Below are 19571 nucleotides of genomic sequence, written 5' to 3' on the forward strand. Positions count from 1 at the left end.
TTTTTACCAAGCGAATGTCTAAATTTAAGGAAGAAAAATTCATATACTACAACTCCACTGATACTCTACTCTAACCATATTTTTAAAATAAATCTGCCTGGTAAATTTGCCTATAAAAATATGTCTCATCCATAAATATTATATCCACGGCTAATTTCCCCTTTGTATTCTAATATTCTAATATTCTTCAGAATACAAGAATATTAGAATATACCATAAATCCCTTCTTCTCAGAGTGCAAAAAATCTAATAAAAGTTTTGGTAGGCTTATAGAACTATATACTTTATGAAAAAAATAATCCCAATTATTATAGGAATATGAGTCATATAAATTAAAAGAGAATTTCGTCCAAGCCATCTTAAAAAAATTAAAAACTCAATCTTATTTCCATCTTTAATCTTATCTATTTTCTTAATCTTCTCCCCTATAAATCCTCCTGAAAGAAATAGAAAAAACCAAGGAATAATAGGGAAAAAATCAGAACTAATGAAAGAATTCGACTTTATTCCAATAAAGTTAAGATATCCATTATTTTTAAGATTAATTATCCAAGATAATTTCATACGTTCTTTTAAATATGACCCTTCATATAAGACAACATAGGTAACGATAAAGAGAATAAGAGATAAAACCAATCCCCTATTAGGGGTAATTTTTCTTATCCTATCTATCAAAAGTTCATAAAAAATTATTGAAATCCCAAGGAAATGTAATATTCCAAATGAAATTAATTCTCTAGGTACAAAAATATAAGTTACAACTGTTATGAAAATTCCTAAGTAAACACAAATTAATCCTCTTCTAAAATTATTTCTACTAAATGAACTACTAATTCCTGATATAGTTATAAACAAAAACTCTGCCCCTAACCTAATACCTTCAATTATTATGTTATCTAAAATTTTACTATTTGATGACATCCATAATACATATTGATAAATAAAATGGTATATTATCATAAGTATTATAGCTAAGCCTCTTAACTCATCAATTAACTGGACACGTTTTTTCATATGATCTCCTATAACAATAACTTTTTACCTTAATTATTCCCATAGTTGTCCATACTAATTCATTCCGCAGTAATCTAAAGTATTAAAAAAAGAAATACATTTTTATGTACTTCTTTCTAATCTTTATTCTTCTTCTATTTTTTCGCCCTTATATTCATGAAGACTTCTATAAAGTCTATAATGAAAAAATGGGATAAATATTAGTAATATTAAAAGCAAGACTTTTAAATCTATAGCCATGGATAGTAGATAAATTACCCCTATAATCAATCCAACAACCATCATATACGCTCCAGTAATTTCAGCTATTTCATCTCTGTCTTTTTCGTTATTAACCTTATAACATTTATCAATAGACTTATAGTAAAAAAACATGTACCCTAGCTTATATAACTTTTTAATATAAATAGTAAATCCTAATATTACGGTCACTAAGGAAATTATAAAAATAACCATCAAAGCAACACCCCGTTCATTTTTCTGTTTACATTTCACAGCTATATAAAGCTGTGAAATGTTTTTATAGTTTTATTACTTTCCTTTAAGCATCTCTCCTATTGCAGCTATGCTTCCAAGAGAAGATAAAGTTTCGTTTGGCAATATAAGCTTATTAGCAGGATTATTAGCCATTTCCTTTAAAGCTTCAACTTGTTTTAATGCAATAACTTTTTCATCTGTTCCAGACTCAATAATTGCCCTATTAACTTTCATAATAGCTTCTGATTCTGCTTTTGCTATTTCTTCTATAGCTTTTGCTTTACCTTCAGCTTCTAAAAGTTGAGATTCTTTTAAACCTTCTGCTCTTCTTATCTGAGCTTCTTTTTCTGCTTCTGCAGCTAAAATCTTAGCTCTCTTTTCACCTTCTGCTTTTTCTATTTGTGATTGTCTTTGTCCTTCTGCAACAAGTATTGCAGCTCTTTTGTCTCTTTCAGCCTTCATTTGCTTCTCCATAGCTTGTTGTATTTCGCCTGGAGGTACTATGTTTTTAATTTCTACTGAAAGTATTTTAATACCATATGCATCTGTAACTTCATCTATAATGCTTAATAAATCTTGGTTTATCTTATCTCTACCTGACAATACTTCATCCAATGTCATATTACCTATAATATTTCTCATATTAGTAGTAGATGAATAAACTATACCAGACTTATAATTCTCTATATTATACACTGCATCCTTTGCATTTAAAAGCTTATAGAATATAACATTATCTACTGAAATCTTAACATTATCTTTTGTTATAACTGATTGAGGTTCTACATCTAAAATTTGTTGTTTTGTAGATACCCTTTTTCTAACAAAGTCTACAAAAGGAATTAAAAAGTGCCACCCTGGTTCTAATACCTTATGAAACTGTCCTAAACGCTCTACCACGTAAACATATCCTGTATTTACTATTCTTATTGATGCTAATAAAACTATTATTACTATAAGTACTACTGCTCCTGCAACTATTAATCCATTCATAATTATTCCTCCTCGATTCCATTAATCATTAATTTATTCCCATCTATTCCCACTATCTTAAATTTTTGTCCTTTTTTTATTATATTTCCTTCATTGTATCCTGTCCAATAAATTCCTGACACTTTTAATCTTGTTTTTTCTCCGATCTCTTCTTCTGCTACAAATTCTTTTCCTACATAAGTTTCTTCCATAAGCGGTGTAGGCTTTATTGAAGTCTTAAATTTTTTCTTAGCCCATGGATATCCAATTGCCACTGCAATTAAACTAACTAAGACAAATAAAGCAATCTGTAACATAAGTCCTGCCCCTAAATAGCTTGCAATTATAGCTGCCACACCACCAAAAGCAAACCATATAAATAAAAATGCACTAGTAAAAGCATCAACCAATAATGCAACAATAGAAAGAACTAGCCAAAATATAAGCATTCCCATTATCATCTCCCCTTTCATTATTAATACTAGTATATATGTTTCCATTATACCATTAAGTACCTATTTCTTGTTAGTTAATTTATCTATGAATACATTCTATTTCCAAAGGTCCAAGCTTACAAGTTTAATTTTCTCTCTTTATAAGTTATAAAATAACTCTTTAAGTGATTATTCTTTCTCTTTCTTTATTTTTCATTGCTTTTCTAAAATTTTCATTTTATTATGTTTATATACCTAAAATAAATGAAATACTACTATTAATGTAGTAAAAAATAATTACACAATGGAGTTGAAATACATGGATTTTATTAAAGTAGCATCTGCTTGCCCTATTACAAAAGTAGGCGATGTAAATTTTAACATTTCTAATATTTTAGAATGTACAAAAGACGCTGTGAAAAACGGAGCAAAATTAATTGTATTCCCAGAATTATCTATAACTTCTTATACTTGTTCTGATTTATTTTTGCAAAGCACTTTGCTAAATAAATCTATTGAAGGAATTCATAATTTACTTGAAGACACTAAAAACTTAGATATTCTTATAGCTGTCGGTGCCCCACTACTACATAAGAGTACTTTATATAATGCAGCATACATATTATTTAAAGGAAAGATTCTTGGTATAGTTCCTAAATCATATATACCAAATTACAGTGAATTCTATGAAAAACGCTGGTTTACTGAGGGAATTGGAATAACAAATAAAATAATTGATCTTCCATTTCAAAAAGATATTGATTTTGGTACAAACCTTCTTTTCTCATGTGCTGATTTTACTTTTGGTGTTGAAATTTGCGAAGATCTTTGGGTTACTATTCCTCCAAGTTCCTATTTAGCTCTTATGGGAGCTAATATAATAGGTAATCTTTCCGCATCAAATGAACTTGTCAGCAAAATGGACTACAGACGTGATCTTATTAAAAATCAGAGTGCCCGCTGTATTTGTTCATATATTTACTCTTCTGCAGGCGTTCATGAATCTACTACAGATTTATTATTTAGCGGACATTTATTAATTGGAGAAAATGGGGGCATACTAAAGGAGAATAAGCGTTTCCAAAGAGATAACGAAGTAATTTATTCTATAGTTGATATTTTTAAGCTAAATGCTGAAAGAATGAAAAACCTTAGCTTTAGAGATTCTACTAGAATGTTAAATATGTCTCCTAAGACTATAAATTTCTCATATGAAGATGTAGTTTTAAAGGAATTTGATAGATATGTAGATAAACATCCATTCGTTCCATCTAATGATCTTGAAAGAGAAATACGTTCTAAAGAGATATTTAATATTCAATCTTCTGCTTTAGCTAAGAGATTTGAACATACAGGGCTTAAAAAGGCAGTTATAGGAATTTCAGGTGGACTTGATTCTACATTAGCCTTACTAGTTATTGTTAAAACTTTTGAACTGTTAAATTATCCAATGAATAATATTGTAGCAATAACCATGCCAGGCTTTGGAACAACTGATAGAACATATAATAATGCTTTAAGCTTATGCAGAGAACTTGGTTGTGATTTAAGAGAAATTAATATAGTTAAAGCTTCTCTTCAACATTTTGAAGATATTGGCCATGATAAAGATATCCACGATGTTACTTATGAAAATGTTCAAGCAAGGGAAAGGACTCAAATCCTTATGGATTTAGCTAATAAAGAAGGTGGTCTGCTTATTGGAACTGGTGATTTATCAGAACTAGCTTTAGGTTGGTGTACTTATAACGGAGACCATATGTCTATGTACTCTGTTAATCCTTCAATCCCTAAGAGTCTTGTAAGATACCTTGTAAGATACGTTGCGGAAAAGGAATCAACTTCTACTGTTCGCTCAACATTAATTGATATTCTTGAAACTCCTGTAAGTCCTGAGCTTTTACCAAAGGATGATGAAGGTAAAATCACTCAAAAAACAGAAGATATTGTAGGCCCTTATGAATTACATGATTTCTTCCTATATCATTTTATGAAACATGGGTCATCTAAGGAAAGAATTTTCTTTTTAGCAAAAAATGCTTTTAAGGATGACTATAGTGAAGACGAAATTCAAAAGTGGTTAGATAAGTTTATGTGGAGATTCTTTACACAACAATTTAAGAGGAGCGCACTACCAGATGGACCTAAAGTTGGATCAATATCACTATCCCCAAGAGGAGATTTAAGAATGCCTTCTGATGCAGCACCTTGGAAATAATATTTAAAATTCTTTGCATTATTCTTTCAATTAGGCTATACTTAGAAAGTTAGTGCAAATATATATGATGTTTAAATGTGCAATTTAAAAAGTTTAATAATATATGAAGCAAATATAAAATGAAGGGAACATTACATGGAAAAAATTACGTTCAAAGATTTAAATTTAAAAAATGAGATAATAAAGGCTATAGACGACTTAGGTTATGTCAATCCATCTCAAATTCAAGCAGAGGCTATTCCTTTAGCATTAGAAGGACATGATCTTATAGGTCAAGCACAAACTGGTACAGGTAAAACTGCTGCCTTTGGTTGTTCTTTATTAAACAACCTTGTTAAAACTGGCAATATTGGTGCTATAGTTTTAGCTCCAACAAGAGAACTTGCAATTCAAGTTTACGAAGAATTAAATAAATTATCAAAATATGATAAGATTAACGTTTTACCAATATACGGCGGAGATTCTATTCAAAAGCAGCTTAGAGAACTTAAAAGAGGTGTTGATGTAGTTGTTGGTACTCCAGGAAGAGTTCTTGATCTTATTAGAAGAAAGGCTCTTCACTTAGAAGATGCTCAATTCTTAGTTTTAGATGAAGCTGATGAAATGCTTAATATGGGCTTCATTGAAGATATAGAAGAAGTTATAAAAGAACTACCTAAGGAAAGACAAACACTATTATTCTCTGCTACTATGCCACCTCAAATTGAGAAATTAGCTAAGAAGTATATGAAGAAAGATGTTAAAATAGTTAACATAAAAAAAGTTGCTATGACAGTTTCTAAGATTAAGCAAGGATTTTTTGAAGTTAATCAAAGAAATAAATTTGAAGCCTTATGCAGAGTATTAGATTATGACACACCTAGCGCTGCAATCATCTTTTGTAGAACTAAAAAAGGTGTTGATGATTTAGTTGAAGGTCTTCAATCAAGAAACTATGTTGTTGAAGGAATGCATGGTGATATGTCTCAACTCCATAGAATGAGAACTTTAAAAAGATTTAAAGAAGGTTCTTTAAGTTACTTAGTTGCAACAGATGTAGCTGCAAGAGGTATTGATGTAGAAGGAATTACTCACGTTATAAATTATGACTTGACTCAAGATGTTGAAAGTTATGTCCATAGAATAGGAAGAACTGGTAGAGCTAACAGAGAAGGTACTGCTTACTCTTTCATTACTCCAAGAGAATTTTCAATGCTTAACCAAATTAAAAGAGTTACAAAAGGTACTATAACAAAAATGCCTGTTCCAACAGTTGAAGAAATTTTAGAATCAAAGTTTAACTCTAAATCTAAGGAAATAGAACAAGTTTTACTTAATGAAGATTGCTCTAAATATGTTAAACTTGCTAACACTCTTTGTGAAAATTACAACCCAGTTGATGTGGTTGCTGCACTTATGAAAATGCAATTTAATAAGGAAATGAGCTTTAACTATACTAGTGATGCTTTGGAAACTCCTAAAAGAGAAACTTCTTACGGTACAGATCGTTTTAAAAATCGTGATGATGTTAGATTATTCTTCTCTATTGGAAAAAGAGATAATTTAACACCAAAAACTTTAGTAAAATTTATAACTGAAAAGGCTAATATAAATGGCAAGAAAGTTAATAAAATAGATATACTTGAAAGTTTTTCATTTGTTACTGTTGATAAGGACATTTCAGATAAAGTTCTTTCAGCATGTACTGGAAACAAGATTAATAAAAGAAAAGTTAATGTTGAAGTAGCTACTAAAAGAAGATAATAAAAAAACTATCCAATTTAAAATTGGATAGTTTTTTTTATATAAGGTGAATTTTTAGGATGCCTGATTAATAACTTCTTTAAAGTTATCTGGAACTTTTTCTTTAATTCTTTCATAGGAATCTTTTTCAGTAATAGCTGCTTCTAGTTTGCTTATACTATCATCTGTTAAAGTCCATACTTTATTAGAATCTTGATTTAATTCAAGTTCTACAGTTTTACTATCATCTAATTTTATATCGTTAAGATCATCTATTACAACTTTACCAAGGTAATTCATACTCTCTTCAACATTCATTGTTTTCTTTTTCTTTTCTTCTTTCAATTTTCCCAATCCATCTTTTTCTACATCATCTAAATTAATGCCTTCTATTTCTAAAGATACTTTAGCTTTAGCTTTATCTACTTCTGATGAAGTCACATTATACTTTACTTTAGACAAGGCTGAATGTAATGCTTTTACAAAATCACCTTCCATATCTTCTCCATCTAAATTAAAAGTCACTACTAAATTATAGTCGCGTTTATTTGCTAAATCTTCTGCAGTATCTTTATCTACTTTTGTTTTCTCATAATTAACATCTTTTGACTTCAAATAAGTTCCAATATATGTTTTTACAACCTCTTCCGGTGCTTTTTTATCTTGTCCACCACATGCTATTAATGGCGCTGACAAAGTTACTATACATATTGTTGCTATTATTTTTTTCACTTTGTTCTTCATTTTTCTCCCCCGATCCAACAATTTTATCCAAGAACAAGTTTATAATTTACCATAAAGAAAATCAATAAATATATCGTAAAATGCTATTATATGGTCTTATAAAACGTTTTAATTTAAATACTACATAATTTAAGTGTTCGAAGCAAAAAAAATTATAAAACAAGTATATTTCTTGAGCTTTAGTAATATGTTGTTAAAGGTATAAATGTCAATAATGTATTTACCTATGAAGCTACTACTTTTCCTCTTTAAAAAATATATTTCTTCCTATAATTTCATAAATTCAAAATAGACATTTATACCTATCATTCAAAATTTATTTTAAGTTAAATATGAGCTATTGCTTCTATCTCAAGTAAAGCATCTTTAGGTAACTTAGCAACCTGAACAAGACTTCTAGCTGGAGTATTTTCTTTAAAATATTCTCCATAAATCTCATTGATTACTGGAAAATCATCCATATCCTTAATGAAAACTACAACCTTCACAACCTTATCCAAAGAACTGCCAGCGGCTTCAAGTATAGACTTCACATTTTCTAAGCTCTGCTTTGTTGCTTCTTTTATTTCAGTAACCATTACTCCAGACTCAGGCACTAATGGTATTTGTCCTGATGTAAAGATTAATTCTCCTACTTTAACTCCTTGAGAATATGGCCCAATAGCTTTAGGTGCTTTTTCAGTAAAAACTACTTCCTTTTTCATAATATCCCTTCCTTCAACATATATACTAAACTTTACATAAGTATATATTTCTTTTAAGGATATTTCAACATCTACTTTAATAAACTACTCCAAGTATTTTTTCCAACTATTCCATCTACTAAAAGGCCTTTTTTACTTTGAAAAGACTTAACCGCATTTAAAGTATTATCTCCAAATACTCCATCTGCAGCCAAGTTATATCCTTTACGATTTAAAAGAATCTGAAGACATTTTGTTATTTCCCCATTAGCTCCATATCTTATTACTGGAACATGACTTAAAGTCTCCTCCCCAACTATTCCATCTACCGCGATATTCCCAAAACCTTGTGAATTTATTTCACTTTGTAGCTTTCTTACTACATCATCTACTGTACTATTTCCACTATTAAGTTTTGCAAAAGTTAATGGTCCTGCTAATCCATCAGCAACTAATCCATTATCTGTTTGAAATTGTAGCAAAGAATTTAATGTTCCTTCACCAAAAATACCATCAGCTCCATATCCTCCACAATCATACCCTCTTGCAATTAATTTTTCCTGAAGTTCTTTACATCTGGACCCTACAAATCTCCTCCCTCTTTCTACCATTGTTTCAGCTGCAGGTGATGGATCATTATTTCTACTGGAAACGAGTATACCATCATAAAAATTATTTAGATCACAATTTCCATTTATCCCATCTACTCTCCCATTACTTGTATATTGATGTCCAACATAACTTGATCCCCAAACATTATTACTAGTTGGTGTTGTTACTCCATAATGAGCAACCCATAATGGATAGTTTGCAAGCCTGCTATCTAAATTGTTATTAATAAAATAAGGCGATGAATAAATTGCAATAGGCAAATCTGTTAATGAGTTAAATTTACTAATAAATCTTAAAGCATAATCCATTACATCAAATCCTGCCGTCTCCAAATCAAGACATGGTTTTAAATAATTATTTTTATTCTTTATTACATTATAGAAATTCTCTGCTTGAGTTTCTGGTGAGCTACTTCCTACTAGGAAATGATAAAATCCTACTTGTAACCCAGCACTGGTAGCACCATTATAATTTATTTCTCTAAAAGGATCTTGATAAGTAGTTCCTTCTGTTGCCTTAATATATACTAACTCTATTCCACTATTTTTAACCTTATCAAAATCAATATTTCCATTATGATTTGATACATCTATTCCTCTCATTTTTATCCTCCATATAATTCACGTTAGTTCTTTCCATTTTATATATAAATATGTTCTCATATTAATAAATGTGTTATATGCACAAATAAACTATATAATTTACACTCTACTCCGCATTTCCCAAAATTTTATCATTAATACTGTAAATTAAAAATAAAATATTATTAAAGCTTATTAAATTGGAGTTAACAATGCAAAATTCACGTGCTTGCAATCTTTACCATGAATCTAATACAGCAAATCATTTAGTTGAATATAGAGGCAATTTTAAAGAACAAATAGATAAGGTTTCTTATGCCTGCGGAGATATAATTACTGAAAGTATTGGGGTTATATCTTTAGAGGATAAATATTTGGAACAAATCTTAATTGATGTTCCTGCTATTATTTTTATAGGCTATAACCCTATATTTGTTTTAGAAGAAACCTCCCCTTCTAACGTGGATAATATAAATACTATTAAGATCAGTCCATATTTAAACTTGACTGGCAGAGGTGTTTTAGTTGGTATTATTGATACTGGCATAGATTATCTTAACCAAGAATTCATAAGAGAGGATGGAACATCTAGAATACTTAGTATATGGGATCAGTCAATAACTACTACCACCAATCCTTCAGTTCATATGGGTGAAATTTATACAAATGAACAAATTAATCAAGCTATAGCTGCTTCAAAAAACAATCAGGATCCCTATCAAATAGTCCCATCTAGAGATGAAATTGGTCATGGAACAAAAGTTGCTGGGATTATTGGAGCTAGAGGTTACGCTGGTGAACTTCAAGGTGTTGCACATGATTGCGATTTTGTAATAGTTAAACTCTCTCAGTCTTCCTATTTTAAAAAGCTTTTATCCGATAATGGCATAGTAAATGTTCCTGTTTATAATGCTTCAGAACTTATTGCAGCTTTAGAGCATGTAAAAAATATTAGTCTTAACTTAAATAGACCTATGGTCATTAGTCTAAATCTTGGAACTACGGATCTTAGTCATGATACTTTAAGTTTAACTGCTAGATATATAGCAAGTTTAGGAAATATAAGAGGAATATGCACTGTAATAGGAGTTGGTAATGAAGGTGACTCTCAAGGACATGCATCTGGAACCATTGTGTCAGTTGGAGATTCAAAAACTGTTGAACTTAGGATTCCTAGAGAAATGAAACAACTTGGCTTTAGAATAGTAGTTCAAAAACCAAGTCGTGTTTCTTTAAGAGTAATTTCTCCAACTGGAGAATCTTCAACCTTGTATGAATCTAAAATTGGCAAGCGCGACAGTCATTTATTTGTATATACAAATACTATTATGGAAATTAGATACTTAACTCCGGAACATTTTACAGGACATGAGATGATTCAAGTAGATTTTAAAAATATAAAGCCTGGTATTTGGAAATTTCAAATTACAGGTGAATATATAGTCAATGGCCGATTCGATATATGGCTTCCACCTAAAATCACTTTACCTGAAGGAACAGTATTTCTTGAACCTGACCCATATAGTACTTTATCAGTTCCAAGTACCGCTCTTAATATTGTGACAGTAGCATACTTTGGTGAAAATGGTGCTAGAATGCCATCCTCTGGAAGAGGTTATAATACAGATGGTATCATAAATCCTGATGTAGCCACATTAGGTACTAATATCTTAACTACCCAGGTTGGTGGTGGAAACACCACCCTTTCTGGTAGTTCTGCTGCAGCTTCTATAGTAGCAGGGGCCTCTGCCCTTCTATTGGAATGGGGAATTGTTAAAAATAATGATAGAACTATGCATTCAAGGAAGATAAGAAGCTACCTATACTACGGTGCCTATAGAAATGCTATTTATAAATTTCCTAATAGAGAAACAGGTTATGGCGATTTTGACTTGTTAGATACCTTTAACATCATTAGTAGATCCTATGGTGAAGTAAATAGAGATTATATAAAAGAAAACCAATCAAATTTTCATGAATATAATATAAATAATTTATTTATAAGAATTCCAAAATGAAAGGAAAGTTAAAATGAAGCGAGTAAATGGTACACCTTCAAATATCTTTTATGATGTTAATTATGATCACTACGTAGTACAATATCAAGGAAACATTCAAGAAGATCTTTCTAGATTTCCTGATTACTATGCAACTATAATTAATAATAGATATGCTATAGTTTCCGTAAAAAAGGACATTGAAATTAATATAACAAGTCCTTTTTTCCCTACTATTGTTTATGTAAAACCTGCAGAAATGTACACTTTGCAGCAAATATCTCCAATAGAGGCTACGCAAGTTAACTTTTTACAATTAAATCTTCCATTAAGCCTTACTGGAAGAGGTGTTAATGTTGCTATACTAGATTCAGGTATAGATTACTTAAGTCCTGAATTTATGGATGCCAATGGACAAACCAGAATAGAATTAATTTGGGATATGACTATCCCATCAGAAAATTCATCTAATACTAATACTCCTCATTTTGGAACAGTTTTTAGCAAAGAAAAAATACAAGATGCAATAAATGCTTCAAGAGAAGGAAAATCTCCCTATGACATAGTACCAACACAAGATACTCTTGGTCATGGAACTAGTATGGCAGGTATAATTGGAGCCTCTGGAAAAAACCCTAATTTAAAAGGTATTGCCCCTGAGTGCAATTTCGTAGTAATCAAACTAATTGAAGATTTTTCTTTTGAGGCTCAATTTGATATAGAAATTCCAGTTTTTAATGTAACAGTTATATTTGCAGCACTTGAATTTTTAAATAGATATGCCCTAAGTTTTTTTAAACCAATGGCCATATGTTTTCCTCTTGGTACTAACTTAGGTAGTCATGATGGTAATGATATTGTTTCTCAATATATAGATTCAATTTCCTCTAATACTGGAATCGTTGTAATTACAGGAGCAGGCAATGAACGTGCTGAAAGTGAACATACTTCAGGAATTATACCTGAAACTGGCGTAAATAAAGAAATTGAAATAGATGTTTCTCCTGAGCAGAAAGATCTTTGGGTTGAAATTTGGTCTGATGCTCCCAATATTTTGTCTGTTGATATAGTATCTCCATCTGGAGAAAATACTGGGCCTATACGTGCTTTAATTAATGTTACTGAAACTTATACTTTTCTATTTGAAAAAACATCGATGAAAATAAATTTCTACACTCCAGAAGAAAACAGTGGTAACGAATTAATTCGCATTAGAATCTATAAACTTCAGCCTGGCATATGGAGAATTAGAATAATAGGCGAATATATTCTAGATGGAAACTTTAATGCTTGGATACCTCAAAGTGGAATAACAGTTGGAGGAACTAGACTTATGCCATCAGATATTTATGGAACTTTAACCAATCCAGGTAATACAGCTTTTATAATTACTGCTGCTGCTTACAATCAAAATAATAATAATATTCTAAACTATTCAGGGGTAGGTTTTACTGGCAATAACCGCATTGGAATTACTGTTGCGGCTGGTGGTGTTAATGCCGTTACAGTTGCTCCAAATAATTCTACCACTGTTGTTAATGGAACAAGCGTATCTGCTGCTGTAGTTTCTGGTGCTTGCGCATTATTACTCCAATGGGGAATTGTAGATGGAAATGATCCAACAATGTATTCTCAAACTATAAAGACATACCTTGCTCGAGGAACAACAAAAAGAGCTGGTGATATTTATCCTAATCCTCAATGGGGATATGGAATGTTAAATATACTGGCAATGTTTCAAAATATGAGATAACTTGAAATTCATTTTAGTAAAATGGAGCTCTACTTTCAATTTCATGACTAATTTTTGCTGCCACATATGCAAAAAAGGAAGATATTAAAGAATCCTGCAAATCTCTGAGTTCCTGCTTTGTTGCTTTCCCTAAAGAGTAAGCATTAACCAATTGTTCAAAACTTACTTCCACAGAATTTATAGCTAAGACTAATAATGTTCCAGTAATTAAACCAGGATATTTCTTAAGTATACATGTAGCTTGTGGATCATTTTTATAATTAGTTCCATTTATGTCATCTAATAAAATTGCTCTTCTAGTATGTCTTACAATAATACTTTGTATTATTGTATATAGAGCTATATGTCCTGATAAAATTTCTCTATTGCTCCATCCAAGTTCTATTAAAAACTGATTCCAATCTTTACTGCTTTTATTATTTTCATTACCTTGTGTAAGTCTATCTTTTTTCAATATCTATCACCACTCTTAGTTATTGCTAAACAAATCTACTATTCAATATATGACTACAAATATATAACTGCTTATAATTTTCAGAAAAATAAGGGAAGTAATTAACTTCCCTCAAAATACTATCTTTCTGCTAACCTTCTGTATGTATCCAATCTTTCCATTGCATCATGCTCTGTCTTTTCAAACAACTTTTCAGATTGCTCTGGAAAAGCTTTAGCAAGTGATGAATACCTAACTTCTCCCATTAAGAATTCTTTGAACTTACCATTAGGCTCCTTTGCATAATCAAGTGAAAATGGATTCTTTTCACCTCGAAGACTAGGATTATATCTATATAGTTGCCAATAACCACAGTGTACCGCTTTTCTCTCTTCTTCTACAGAATTAGCCATTCCAACATGAATTCCATGAGATATACATGGCGCATAAGCAATAATTAAAGATGGTCCATTATAGCTTTCAGCTTCTGCAATTGCTTTTAGTGTTTGATTTTTATCTGCTCCTATAGCAACTTGAGCAACATAAATATATCCGTAGGTCATAGCCATTGCACCTAGATCCTTTTTCTTTGTTCTCTTACCACTAGAAGCAAATTTAGCTATTGCTGCTGTAGGGGTAGATTTTGATGACTGACCTCCTGTATTGGAATAAATTTCAGTATCCATTACTAATACATTTACATCTTCTCCAGAAGCTAATACATGATCAAGTCCACCATATCCAATATCGTAAGCCCATCCATCTCCACCAAATAGCCATTGACTTCTCTTTACTAAGTAATCCTTATTTTTAAGTATCTTTTTAGCTATTTCAGAGTTTTCATTTTGTAATACTTCAATAACTCTATTTGCTCTAAGTCTTGTTCCTTCACCTGAATCTTTGTGATCTAACCAGTCTTTTAAAACATTCTTTGTTTCATCAGGTAAATCTGATTCTAAAGCTTTTTTAATGTCTTCAGCAATTGTTTCCCTCATATATGTGCTTCCTAAATGCATTCCATAACCAAACTCTGCATTATCCTCAAATAAAGAATTAGCCCAGGCTGGACCATGACCATCCTTATTTACTGTATACGCACTCATTTCTGCAGATCCTGCCCATATTGATGAACAACCTGTTGCATTGGCTATCATCATCCTATCTCCAAATAATTGAGTTATAATTCTAGCATATGCAGGTTCTCCACAACCAGCACAAGCTCCGTGGAATTCAAGAAGAGGAGTTTCAAATTGACTGCCTTTAACAGTAAACTTGCTCATTGGATTTTCTTTCTTAGAAACACCTTCCATGTAATAATCCCATACTTCAATTTGCTCTGCCTGTGAATCTTGTGATTTCATAATTAATGCTTTTTCAGGAGCTGGACAAACTTCCGCACAATTTGCACATCCAGTACAATCTAAAATGCTTACGCCTATTGAAAAATTATATTTTTCATCAGTTTTTAATGCTTTAGCCTCAACTAGCTTTGTTCCTTCTGGCGCATTGTTCTTCTCTTCTTCATTTAATAAGAAAGGTCTAATTACTGAATGCGGACATACATACGAACACTGATTACATTGAATACAGTTTTCAGGTATCCATTCAGGAACATTTACTGCAATACCTCTTTTAAAGAAGACTGAAGTCCCTTGTCTAAAAGATCCATCGTCCATTCCATGTTTTACAAAAGTAGAAACTGGCAAACTATTTCCTTCTTGTCTATGTATTGGCATAGCTACTTCTTTTACAAAGTCAGGTATATCTTCTTTGATATCAAGCTTATCATCCTTTGCATCTTTCCATGAAGCAGGTACATCAATTTTTATTATTGAATTAACACCTTTATCTATTGCTTCATGATTCATAGATACTACCTTTTCTCCTTTTTTACTATATGAAGTAACTACTGCTTCTTTAAGATATTTAACAGCATCTTCAACAGGAATTATATTTGTAAGTTTAAAAAAAGCTGATTGCATTATCATATTAATTCTTCCACCAAGACCTATATCTTGCGCTATCTTTATTGCATTTATTGTATAAAACTCAATATTATTTTCTGCAATAAACACCTTTACTCTTGCTGGAAGTCTTTCTTCAAGCTCCTCTGGACTCCAAATTGTATTTAGCAAGAACTTAGAATTTTCTTTTAGCCCTTCCATTACATTATATTTATAAACATATGCTTGATTATGACAAGCAACAAAATCAGCTTTATCTATTAAATAAGGTGACTTAATTGGCTTTTTACCAAACCTTAAATGAGATATTGTTATACCACCAGATTTTTTTGAATCATAGAAAAAATAACCTTGAGCATACATCTCTGTATGATCTCCTATAATTTTTATGGCACTTTTATTTGCACCGATGGTTCCATCAGATCCAAGACCCCAAAATTTACATTGAGTTGTACCTTCTGGTGTTGCATCAATACCTTTTATAAGTTCTAATGAAGTATTTGTCACATCATCTAGTATTCCAATTGTAAAACTATTTTTGGGCTCATTCTTAGTCAAGTTTTCATAAACTGCCGCTATATTTTCTGGATTTGGATCCTTTGAACCAAGTCCAAATCTTCCTCCTACTATTATAGGTCTTTCTTTTTCACTAAAGAATGTTCTAACTACATCTAGGTATAAAGGTTCTCCAGGCGCACCAGGTTCTTTAGTTCTATCTAAAACTGCTATCTTTTTAACCGATTTAGGTATAACTTTTAGTAACCTTTCAGTAGAAAATGGTCTAAATAGCCTTACCCTAACGAGTCCTACTTTTTCTCCTTTATTATTTAAATAATCAACAGTTTCTTCACATACATCTGTGACAGATCCCATTGCAATAATAATCCTATCAGCATCAGGTGCCCCATAATAATCAAAACAATGATATTCCCTACCTGTAAGACTTGTGATTTTACTCATATACTCTTCAACTACTGTTGGAATATCATCATAAAATCTATTAGCTGCTTCCCTAAGTTGAAAATAAACATCTGAATTTTGAGCCATACCTCTAGTTACTGGACTATTAGGTGTCATAGAATTATTTCTAAAATCCTCAAGGGATTTTTGATCAACCATCTTTTGAAGATCATCGTACTCTAAAACTTCTATCTTTTGAATTTCATGAGAGGTTCTAAATCCATCAAAAAAATTAAGAAATGGCATTCTACTTTTAATTGCTGCTAAATGTGCAACTGCTGAAAGATCCATAACTTCCTGAACAGAACTTTCTACTAACATTACTACTCCTGTTTGTCTTGCAGCCATTACATCTTGGTGATCTCCAAAAATATTTAATGATGATGTAGTTAGCGCTCTAGCTGCTACATGAATAACACCTGGCAATCTATCTCCAACTATCCTATATATATTAGGTATCATAAGTAGCAACCCTTGCGATGCTGTATATGTTGTTGTTAAAGCACCTGACTGAAGTGAGCCATGTAATGCTCCTGCTGCACCTGCTTCTGATTGCATCTCTACAACTTTAACTGGTCTACCAAATATATTTTTCTTTTCCTGAGCACTCCAACTATCTACATATTCTGCCATTGGAGATGAAGGTGTAATAGGAAATATTACAGATACTTCTGTAAAGGCATATGAAATATATGCTGCTGCTGTATTTCCATCCATGGTTTTCATCTTTTTCATTGTATCCACCTCATGTTCTTAATATCATTATTTTTTTGTTAATATACTTTTAGTATTTTATCCATTATTACTTTGTCTTATGTAAAAAGTTAAAAGTTATCCTATTAAATACATATGTTATTTTCCCATATAAAAAAAGCCATATCACTATGGCTTTTTTCTCTATTTTAGCTTTCATATTCTGTATTTAATTTACGAATTTTTTTACTATTATATAATCGTATTCCAGTAATTATAGCACCTACAACACAAAGCATAGAAGCCGAAATATAAACACATCTCATCCCATATATAAATATATCATCTCTGCCTACTATGTAATCAACTACCCTATATCCAGCTTTGCTGCTCATTCTGCTATAAAGTAAAGAAGTTGCAAGCGATGTACCAAATACCATACCAAGATTTCTAATAAGTGCATTTACACTACCTGCAATTCCAAGCTTATCCTTTGTTACAGTTGACATTACTAAAGAATTATTTGGTGATTGGAACATTCCATTTCCAATAGTCATAATTATTATAAAAACTATTAACATTATAACAGGTGAGTTCTCATTTAAGGTTGATATAAGAAATAAACCTAAACTGGTTAACGTGAGCCCAATTAATGTAAGTATTTCTGATCCAATTTTATCTGATAAATACCCGCTAAAAGGTGCTACTACAGAAAGTACAAGCGGTGAAACCATCATAAAAAATCCTGTTGTGGCTGGTGATAGTTTTAAAGCATCTTGAAAATAAAAAGGCAGAATTATATTAGATGCACTAATTGCAATAAATGATATAAATGCACATAATATGCTTATTGAAAATAAACTATTTGAAAAAATCTTTAAGTAAAGTAGAGGTAATTCCATCTTACTTTCAATCCAAAGAAACACTATAAAAGTAATAGCTGATACAATAAATGCCAATATTATATATATATTATTATACCCAATAGTTTGACCTTGTACTAAAGCACCAAATAATGCCACAGTTGATATGGCAAATAAAAGAGCTCCTTTTCCATCAAAATTTTCATCTATTTCTTTGTCTGACTTTGGAAAAATCTTCATTGTAAGTATGAAAACTATTATTCCTATAGGCACATTTATTAAAAATATATATTCCCAACTAACAGCCGAAACGATTATCCCACCAAGTGGAGGCCCAGCCATGGCTCCCAACGCAACAAAAGTTCCTAAAATTCCAAGGGCTCTTCCCCGTTCATTAGGAGGAAAAACTTGAGTTATAATACCTTGATTATTTGCCATGGTAGCAGCCGCTCCAATGGCTTGAATTACTCTTGCAACAACCAATACTAATAAGGAATTAGTAAAGCCACAAAGTAATGATCCTAATGTAAAAAGCAAAACTCCAAATTTAAATATTTTTGTTTTACCTTTTATATCTCCTAGCCTTCCAAATATTAAAATAGTAGCTACGATTGTAATTAAAAAACTAGTAACTACCCACTGAATGCTTGCTGAGCTAACATTTAATTTATTAGACATATCAGGTAAAGCGACATTTACAATACTACCATCTAAAGTTGACATGAATGTGGCTGATAACACTGTAAATAGAATAATCCATCGCTTTTTATATATTTCATCTTCTTTATTATTCAATATTTTTCATCCTTTCACAGCAGTTCTTTTTAATTTCTTTAGCATTCTCTAATACCTTATCTAGAAATTCTATAGAACTTTCAATTTGTTCTTCTTCATTTCCCTGAATTATCATATTAGTCCACTCTTCTATAATATTATGAATTTCAGGGATTACTTCTCTTCCTCTTTTAGTTAAAAATAATTTATATGCACGTATATCTTTTTCATTTTCTTCTTTTCTAACATATTCTAACTCAATTAGTTTTTTTATTATTCTTGCAGACATAGCTTTATCCACATTAAGCTCTCTACTTATCTCATTTTGACTAATGCCTTCATTCTTGTTTAACACTAACAAATATGGATAACTTCCAGTTGTAATATTTAGCTTTTCTAATTTCTTATCTAAATATACTTGAGTGTATCTATATATATTATTGGTTAATCTAATTAAATCTCTAAATTTGCTATTCATGTTTCCTCCTTTTGCTTTCCAAATAATAAATTATCATAGAATAGTTGATTAGTCAACCATTCTATCCATTTGACCCTTATTTTTATATGATTTATAATTAGTTAAAAATAGACAAATAAAATCAATATTTATAATATTCAAAGATTATTGGATAAAAACATATTGAACTTATCTTATAATGCGAGCCAATTTAAATCAG

Annotated in this window: 15 protein-coding genes; 4 read left to right on the plus strand and 11 right to left on the minus strand. The window is 30.9% G+C overall.

The window, feature by feature from the left end:
- Positions 1-267: 267 nt before the first annotated feature.
- The 4 genes from FAY47_RS04930 to FAY47_RS04945 form a co-directional block, all read right to left on the minus strand.
- Positions 268-1014 (minus strand): heparan-alpha-glucosaminide N-acetyltransferase domain-containing protein, encoded by a 747-nt coding sequence (locus FAY47_RS04930; RefSeq protein ID WP_143315325.1) that lies wholly within the window; start codon positions 1012-1014, stop codon positions 268-270.
- 123 nt (positions 1015-1137) lie between these two features.
- The gene (locus FAY47_RS04935; RefSeq protein ID WP_143315326.1) at positions 1138-1470 is read right to left on the minus strand and encodes a hypothetical protein; all 333 of its coding nucleotides are present in this window, start codon (positions 1468-1470) and stop codon (positions 1138-1140) included.
- 75 nt (positions 1471-1545) lie between these two features.
- Positions 1546-2484, minus strand: coding sequence for an SPFH domain-containing protein (locus FAY47_RS04940; RefSeq protein ID WP_143315327.1), 939 nt, complete (start codon positions 2482-2484; stop codon positions 1546-1548).
- A 2-nt stretch (positions 2485-2486) separates the two neighbouring features.
- Positions 2487-2918 (minus strand): NfeD family protein, encoded by a 432-nt coding sequence (locus tag FAY47_RS04945; protein WP_143315328.1) that lies wholly within the window; start codon positions 2916-2918, stop codon positions 2487-2489.
- Between the two features lie 298 nt (positions 2919-3216).
- Between FAY47_RS04945 and FAY47_RS04950 the strand changes: the two genes are divergently transcribed.
- Positions 3217-5115, plus strand: coding sequence for an NAD(+) synthase (locus FAY47_RS04950; RefSeq protein WP_143315329.1), 1899 nt, complete (start codon positions 3217-3219; stop codon positions 5113-5115).
- A gap of 135 nt (positions 5116-5250) precedes the next feature.
- A complete protein-coding gene (locus FAY47_RS04955) occupies positions 5251-6858 on the plus strand; it encodes a DEAD/DEAH box helicase (RefSeq protein WP_143315330.1) in 1608 nt (535 codons plus the stop codon).
- Between the two features lie 54 nt (positions 6859-6912).
- Here the strand turns inward: FAY47_RS04955 and FAY47_RS04960 are convergent, their stop codons facing one another.
- From FAY47_RS04960 to FAY47_RS04970, 3 genes are all read right to left on the minus strand, one after another.
- Positions 6913-7581, minus strand: coding sequence for a hypothetical protein (locus FAY47_RS04960; RefSeq protein ID WP_143315331.1), 669 nt, complete (start codon positions 7579-7581; stop codon positions 6913-6915).
- Between the two features lie 326 nt (positions 7582-7907).
- Entirely contained in the window at positions 7908-8285 is a 378-nt protein-coding gene (locus FAY47_RS04965) for a Rid family detoxifying hydrolase (protein WP_143315332.1), read from the minus strand.
- A 71-nt stretch (positions 8286-8356) separates the two neighbouring features.
- Positions 8357-9478 (minus strand): GH25 family lysozyme, encoded by a 1122-nt coding sequence (locus FAY47_RS04970; RefSeq protein ID WP_143315333.1) that lies wholly within the window; start codon positions 9476-9478, stop codon positions 8357-8359.
- A gap of 191 nt (positions 9479-9669) precedes the next feature.
- Here FAY47_RS04970 and FAY47_RS04975 point away from each other — a divergent pair, with 191 nt between their 5' ends.
- Together FAY47_RS04975 and FAY47_RS04980 are read left to right on the plus strand one after the other, a co-directional pair.
- A complete protein-coding gene (locus tag FAY47_RS04975; protein WP_143315334.1) occupies positions 9670-11475 on the plus strand; it encodes a S8 family peptidase in 1806 nt (601 codons plus the stop codon).
- 13 nt (positions 11476-11488) lie between these two features.
- Positions 11489-13207, plus strand: a complete 1719-nt coding sequence (locus FAY47_RS04980; protein WP_143315335.1) for a S8 family peptidase — start codon at positions 11489-11491, stop codon at positions 13205-13207.
- A gap of 13 nt (positions 13208-13220) precedes the next feature.
- Here FAY47_RS04980 and FAY47_RS04985 read toward each other — a convergent pair whose 3' ends face one another.
- The 4 genes from FAY47_RS04985 to FAY47_RS05000 form a co-directional block, all read right to left on the minus strand.
- Positions 13221-13661 carry a hypothetical protein gene (locus tag FAY47_RS04985; protein WP_143315336.1) on the minus strand — a complete coding sequence of 147 codons (441 nt, stop codon included), beginning with the start codon at positions 13659-13661 and terminating at the stop codon, positions 13221-13223.
- 119 nt (positions 13662-13780) lie between these two features.
- Positions 13781-17299, minus strand: a complete 3519-nt coding sequence (gene nifJ / locus FAY47_RS04990) for a pyruvate:ferredoxin (flavodoxin) oxidoreductase (RefSeq protein ID WP_143315337.1) — start codon at positions 17297-17299, stop codon at positions 13781-13783.
- 167 nt (positions 17300-17466) lie between these two features.
- On the minus strand, positions 17467-18915 hold the full coding sequence (locus FAY47_RS04995; protein ID WP_143315338.1) for an MFS transporter: 1449 nt from the start codon (positions 18913-18915) through the stop codon (positions 17467-17469).
- The gene (locus FAY47_RS05000; RefSeq protein WP_143315339.1) at positions 18908-19372 is read right to left on the minus strand and encodes a MarR family transcriptional regulator; all 465 of its coding nucleotides are present in this window, start codon (positions 19370-19372) and stop codon (positions 18908-18910) included. Before FAY47_RS05000 ends, FAY47_RS04995 begins: the two co-directional genes overlap by 8 nt.
- Positions 19373-19571: the final 199 nt, after the last annotated feature.

The organism is Clostridium sp. HBUAS56017, from assembly GCF_007115085.1.
In the GTDB taxonomy this organism is placed as follows: Bacteria; Bacillota; Clostridia; order Clostridiales; family Clostridiaceae; genus Clostridium; species Clostridium cibarium.